The sequence below is a fragment of the Halobacterium sp. KA-6 genome (genome assembly GCF_021029015.1).
Classification (GTDB): Archaea; Halobacteriota; Halobacteria; order Halobacteriales; family Halobacteriaceae; genus Halobacterium.
The window spans coordinates 1-5,162 of record NZ_JAJJZH010000025.1; the positions used below are offsets into that span (position 1 = coordinate 1).

6 protein-coding genes are annotated in these 5,162 nt (G+C 63.0%); 1 reads left to right on the top strand and 5 read right to left on the bottom strand.

The window, feature by feature from the left end; translation table 11 throughout:
• Positions 1 to 165 precede the first annotated feature (165 nt).
• The 4 genes from LPA46_RS18450 to LPA46_RS18465 all read right to left on the bottom strand — a co-directional run bounded on the left by LPA46_RS18450 (position 166) and on the right by LPA46_RS18465 (position 3,914).
• A complete protein-coding gene (locus tag LPA46_RS18450) occupies positions 166 to 1,143 on the bottom strand; it encodes a sulfite exporter TauE/SafE family protein (RefSeq protein WP_230893779.1) in 978 nt (325 codons plus the stop codon).
• Positions 1,144 to 1,161: 18 nt separating this feature from the next.
• Positions 1,162 to 1,311, bottom strand: coding sequence for a DUF7512 family protein (locus LPA46_RS18455; RefSeq protein ID WP_230893774.1), 150 nt, complete (start codon positions 1,309 to 1,311; stop codon positions 1,162 to 1,164).
• 224 nt (positions 1,312 to 1,535) lie between these two features.
• On the bottom strand, positions 1,536 to 2,801 hold the full coding sequence (locus LPA46_RS18460) for an MFS transporter (protein ID WP_230893775.1): 1,266 nt from the start codon (positions 2,799 to 2,801) through the stop codon (positions 1,536 to 1,538).
• A gap of 3 nt (positions 2,802 to 2,804) precedes the next feature.
• Entirely contained in the window at positions 2,805 to 3,914 is a 1,110-nt protein-coding gene (locus tag LPA46_RS18465) for an MBL fold metallo-hydrolase (protein ID WP_230893776.1), read from the bottom strand.
• Between the two features lie 89 nt (positions 3,915 to 4,003).
• On the opposite strand from LPA46_RS18465, the gene LPA46_RS18470 reads away from it, so the two are divergent.
• A complete protein-coding gene (locus tag LPA46_RS18470; protein WP_049892625.1) occupies positions 4,004 to 4,738 on the top strand; it encodes a helix-turn-helix domain-containing protein in 735 nt (244 codons plus the stop codon).
• Between the two features lie 16 nt (positions 4,739 to 4,754).
• Here LPA46_RS18470 and LPA46_RS18475 read toward each other — a convergent pair.
• On the bottom strand, positions 4,755 to 5,162 hold a 408-nt coding region (locus tag LPA46_RS18475), incomplete at its 5' end, for an inorganic phosphate transporter (RefSeq protein ID WP_230893778.1).

A 5,162-nucleotide genomic window follows, 5' to 3' on the forward strand; every position in this document is an offset into this window, starting at 1 on the left:
AGCCCCTCACACTCCATATCCTGACGGAGTTGTTCGGACATCGAATCTGGCATTAGTATCACTCAATCGTAGGGGCTGTGCAGTTATAAGATTTTTGTATGGATTGCACAATTGTGCGCTATAGCGGGCTGAGTAACAGGGTTAGACGCTCCCCGTGACCACGGGTTACGTCGCCGACAGGCGACACCAGAAGCCAACGTTGTCGTCGCGGAGCTGGCACACCGCAGCCAACAGGATCGCACCACTTACGACGACGGTCGCGCCGAAGATGAGCGCGATACTCACGGTGTTGAGGACGCCGATGTCGTAGGCGGTGCCGACGCGTTTGGCGGCGACGGCGACGCTGCCGGCGAGTAGCATCGTCGCGAAGTACCCCTTGATGTCGTCCTCGTCGACGATGTTCGAGACGCCCGCGCCGATGCGCGCGCCGAGTGCGCTCCCGGCGAGCAGCGTCGCCACGACCGGAATCGCGACGAACCCGTCGCGGGCGTAGACGAAGGCGCCGAACGCTCCCGAGATCGTAATCTGGAGGATGTCCGTGCCGACGGCGATGGCAGCGGGGACGCCCAGCCCGTACATCATCGCGGGCATCAGCAGGAAGCCGCCGCCGACGCCGAGAAGCCCGGAGAGGACGCCAACAACCAGGCCGATGCCGAAAATGATACTCGCGGACACACGGACGTCCCCGCGGAGCGTCACCATCGGTGGGATTTCAAGTGCCTGCACGCGCTCGGAGAGGTCGACACTCGTTGTGGTGCCGCTAGCGCGAGCGTCACGGAGTGTGAATACCCCGACGGTCGCCAGCAGGCCGACGTACGCGACGCTGATGACGAGGTCGGCGTTCCCCGCCGCGTGCAGGGCGTCGACGACACGCTTGCCGGCTTCGATGCCGATCGTCATCGCGACGGTCATAATGACGGCGAGTTTGTAGTCGACGTGACCGTGGTCGCGGTGACGGAGTGCGCCGATGACACTCGTGCCGAACACGAACGCAAGCCCGCTGCCAACGGCGACCCGGGACGGATACCCCATCACGAGCAGGGCGGGCGTGACGAGGAACGACCCGCCCATGCCGAAGAAGCCGAAGAGGATGCCGATGAGCAGCCCGAACCCGACGAAGAACCCGACGAGCAGCAGGCTCATTCCGAGCAGTTCCACGGCTCATTCACCTCCGAGCGCGCGCTTCACGCTCGGGCCGAGAGCGCTCGTGACGGCGCCATAGCCGACGTGGAGGACCATCGCTTCGAGCAATACGACGCCGATCAGTCCAGCTGCTTGTACGGTTGGCGGGAGTGACAGCGTATCGATCATCGTCGCTGTCCACCCACCAAATCTGGGTTTGTGCGATTCATACTTTTCTGCACACGGCACCGTAACCGGTAGCGTGTATTAACGCTTTTGGGACGACTATACAATACTATTTCCAGCAGCGTTCTATAACTTATCGATTGAACACGAGTAGGTAAACACCAAAGTGAGGGCTCGGAGGAAATTATAGATACTATCGAAATAGGGAGGCTTCGATAGTTCAGTTATCAATCGGAGGGCGCAGGTGCAGGTGGTTCGTGAGTGCCGAATTCCGGATGAGTCTCCTCCATCCAAACGTACACTACTGCACCCGACGCAAACATCAGGCCCGCAGTCAGGTAGAACGCGGCTGCTGCATTCACGAACTCCATCGAGAGTCCGATCAGTACCGCGCCGACAGCGTAGCCGGAGTCACGCCACATCCGGTAGACGCCCATCCCCGCCGAGCGCCACGTCGGATGGGCCGCGTCGCTCGGAACCGTCATCAGGTTCGGGTACAGCAGTGCCATCCCGAGCCCGGAGACGCCAGCCAAGACGGCCCACGGGAGGTAGCCATCAACGAGCACCATCCCGAGGACGCCCGCGCCCGCGAGGAACATCCCGACGACGACGGGCGGGCGGCGACCGATGCGGTCTGCGAGCCCGCCGGTCGCAATCTGGAGGAAGTACATCGCGCTGTGGACACCGACGACTACCCCGACCGCCGCGATACCGAGGCCCTGACTCGTCAGGTACAGCGGGACGGCGATCCAGAATAGTGTATCGACGAAGTTCTCGATGTGGCCGGCCTGCGCAGCGGCGAACAGCGTCTTGTCGCCGTACGTTGCGCGCTTCAGCACCTCCTCGAACGGGAGGTTCGCGTCGTGGTGGTCGTCGTCACCCTCGGCTTGGGCGTACTGGACAGTCTCCTTGATCAGGAAGATCGAGATGAGGAACGCCAGCACGACGACGACGCCGAGGAAGTAGAACGGCTCGGGCCGCAGACTCCACTGGCCAGCGATGACGCCCGTGACCCAGGCGCCGACGGCGACGCCAGTGTAGCCGAACGCCTCGTCGATGCCGACCGCGAGTCCACGCTGGTCGGGGCCCGCGAGGTCGATCTTCGCGTTGATCGCCATACTCCACGTCAACGCCTGGTTGATACCCAGCAGGACGTTCCCGACCGTGATCCAGCCCCAGCTCGGGGCGAAGATGAGAATAATCGGCAGCGGGAGCGCCGTCGCCCACCCGGCGATGAGGACGGGTTTGCGACCGTACGCCTCGCTCCACTTGCCGGCGTAGAGATTGAGGATCGACTTCACGATGCCGAACGAAACGACGAACGAGCCGATCACGAGGAACGACTCGACGCCGAGGACGTCCTCCCCGAGTACGGGGACGACTGTCCGTTCGGAACCGATGGTCAGGCCGGTCGCGAAGACGAGCAGGACGTGCAGCGAGAACTGCCCGAGGTGTTCGCGGATCCCTTGGCGGAGTTCAGTTGTCGTACTCATGGATTACTCGGCCGCACAGTTGTTCGGGCCCAGTTCCAGTTCCGCTAGTTCATCCTCGGGGACCGACTCCTGCCCGACGTTCGTCCGCTTGACGCGTTCGAAGTTCGGCGGATGGTCCGGGATGTCCGACGCGAGCTCCTCGACGAACGCCTCCCGGTCGCGACCGAGGTCGTCGTTCCGTTCTCTGACCTCCGCAAGCGTGGCGGCCACCGGCGGTTCGGGCGAGCCCGGATCGTGCGCCGGCAGGACCAGCGCGTCATCAGGGCGGTCCAGCAACCGCTGGAGGCTCTCGTACAGCGTCGCGGCGTTCCCCTCGACGTCGGCGTCCTCGATGCCGGCCTCGACGCCGAGTTCGACGCGGCCGACGCTGTCGTGAAACAGCGTGTCGCCAGTCAGAAGCGCCGCCCCCTCGACGTCGAAGGAGACGCTGCCCTCGCTGTGGCCGGGCGTGTGGACGACCTCGATGTCGAGGCGCCCGACCGTCACAGTCTGCCCGTCCTCGAGCGGTGTCGCGTCGACGGCGAGCGCATCCTTCTGGTGGAGATAGTATGGAACGTCGTGGCGGGCAGCGAGGTCTGCCGCCCCTGAAACGTGGTCGGCGTGGGCGTGCGTGTCGAAGACGCCGACAAGCTCGGCATCATACTCGTCGAGGACAGTGTCGTACTCGTCGAGGTAGTGTGACGGGTCGAAGACGGCAGCCTCGCCGTCGGAGACGAGCACGTGAGAGAGACAGCCCTTCCCCGGACGGGCGACTTGCACGAGGGTCCCATCGACGTCTACGGGGAGTTCCGCGTGCCGGTGGACGCGGCTCCAGCCGTTCATCCCGTCCGTCAGCGTCACCGCGTCGTACCCCAGCTCTCGGAGGACGGCCGTCGCAGTCTGGGAGACGACGCCTGCGGCACAGACAGTAACGATTTGTTCGTCACTGGGCAGGTCGTCGAGTGGTTCGATGGCCTGTTCCGGGTCGTCAGTCAGTTCGTCGTAGACGTCGACGTTACGGCTGCCCGGAATGTGCCACTCCTGGAAGTCTTCTTCGTGGCGAATATCCAGCACGAGTGGGCCATCATCATCCTGTAACTGTTCGCCGAGTTCCGCTGGCGAGAGTTCCTGCATCGGTAGTCCGGATTAGCAGAGATATTAGCATATGGGTACTGCCGGCCATGACCGGCACCGCTAATTACGTCGAGTTCGAACCTACGCGTATGGGACTGTACGAGGCCTCCATTCGAGTGAAACACGAATGCCCGTACCGACGGATCTCGGAGCGATACCCGGATCTGACAATCCGTGAGTGGCCGTTGAGCGACTGCCAAGTGCTCGAAATCACGACGGAGACGACGCCAACCGACGAACTACTCGACGAGATCAACGAGATCGGCACCGTACTGTACGAATCGGCGGACGATAATGGGTATCATGTTGTCACCCAGTCCTGTCTTTGCTCGCTCGAAGACTCCGTCATCGACCGCTTCGAGGAGCACAACTGCCTGTACCAGTCACCGACGATCTACCGCCAGGGCTGGGAGCACTACACGGTCGTCGCGTTCGACAGCGAGGACGTGCGCGAACTGCTCGACTCGCTTCGATCCGACAGAGAGATCGAACTCCTCTCGAAGACGTCAATCTCGGAGACACAGATTCCGCATAGTATGCTGGCGCCGGCGAATCAGTTGTTCGAAGACATCACTGACCGGCAGCTAGCCGCACTCCAGCTTGCCCTCGAAAGCGGGTACTACGAACAGCCACGGAAGACGTCGCTCCGCGACCTCGCCGAACGGACGGCCGTCGCTCGCTCGACGTACGAAGAACACCTCCGGAAGGCAGAGAATAAACTGCTCACGAACGCGGGCCAATTCCTCCGGCTGGTCACCGCGACCTCGACGACCAACCCTCTGGGTGTCGAGAGCGGTCGACGAACCGAACAGACCGCTGACTAACGACGGTCGGCAAAGACTACAGCAGCAACGCACCAGCGGCATACGCGAGGGCGAACGAGAGGGCGAACGAGCCGATCCACGCACCAATCGTCACACCGATTTTCCGGGCGTCTACCGCTTCTCGACCGCCGACAGCGGCACCACTTCCGATGATGGCGCTGACGACGATTTCGTTGAACGAAACTGGGACTCCCAGCAACACGGCCAGCTGTGCGATCAGGAACGAGGGGACGAGCGCCGAGATAGAGCGTCGCGGCCCAAGCGATGAATAGTCCTGCGCCAGCGACTTGATCATCCGTGGCGCACCCGTCCACGAGCCGACGAGCATCCCGAGGCCGCCGCCGACGAGCACGGCGAACGTCGAGACCATCCCTACCTCGTCGAGCAGCGGCAACAGCGGCCCGACGGCGAGCCCGACCTGACT

Bases quoted from the DNA above. Each gene is read 5' to 3' on its own strand.
- LPA46_RS18465 (WP_230893776.1), bottom strand. From the start codon at position 3,914: ATGCAGGAACTCTCGCCAGCGGAACTCGGCGAACAGTTACAGGATGAT.
- LPA46_RS18470 (WP_049892625.1), top strand. From the start codon at position 4,004: ATGGGACTGTACGAGGCCTCCATTCGAGTGAAACACGAATGCCCGTAC.
- LPA46_RS18450 (WP_230893779.1), bottom strand. From the start codon at position 1,143: ATGAGCCTGCTGCTCGTCGGGTTCTTCGTCGGGTTCGGGCTGCTCATC.
- LPA46_RS18460 (WP_230893775.1), bottom strand. From the start codon at position 2,801: ATGAGTACGACAACTGAACTCCGCCAAGGGATCCGCGAACACCTCGGG.
- LPA46_RS18455 (WP_230893774.1), bottom strand. From the start codon at position 1,311: ATGATCGATACGCTGTCACTCCCGCCAACCGTACAAGCAGCTGGACTG.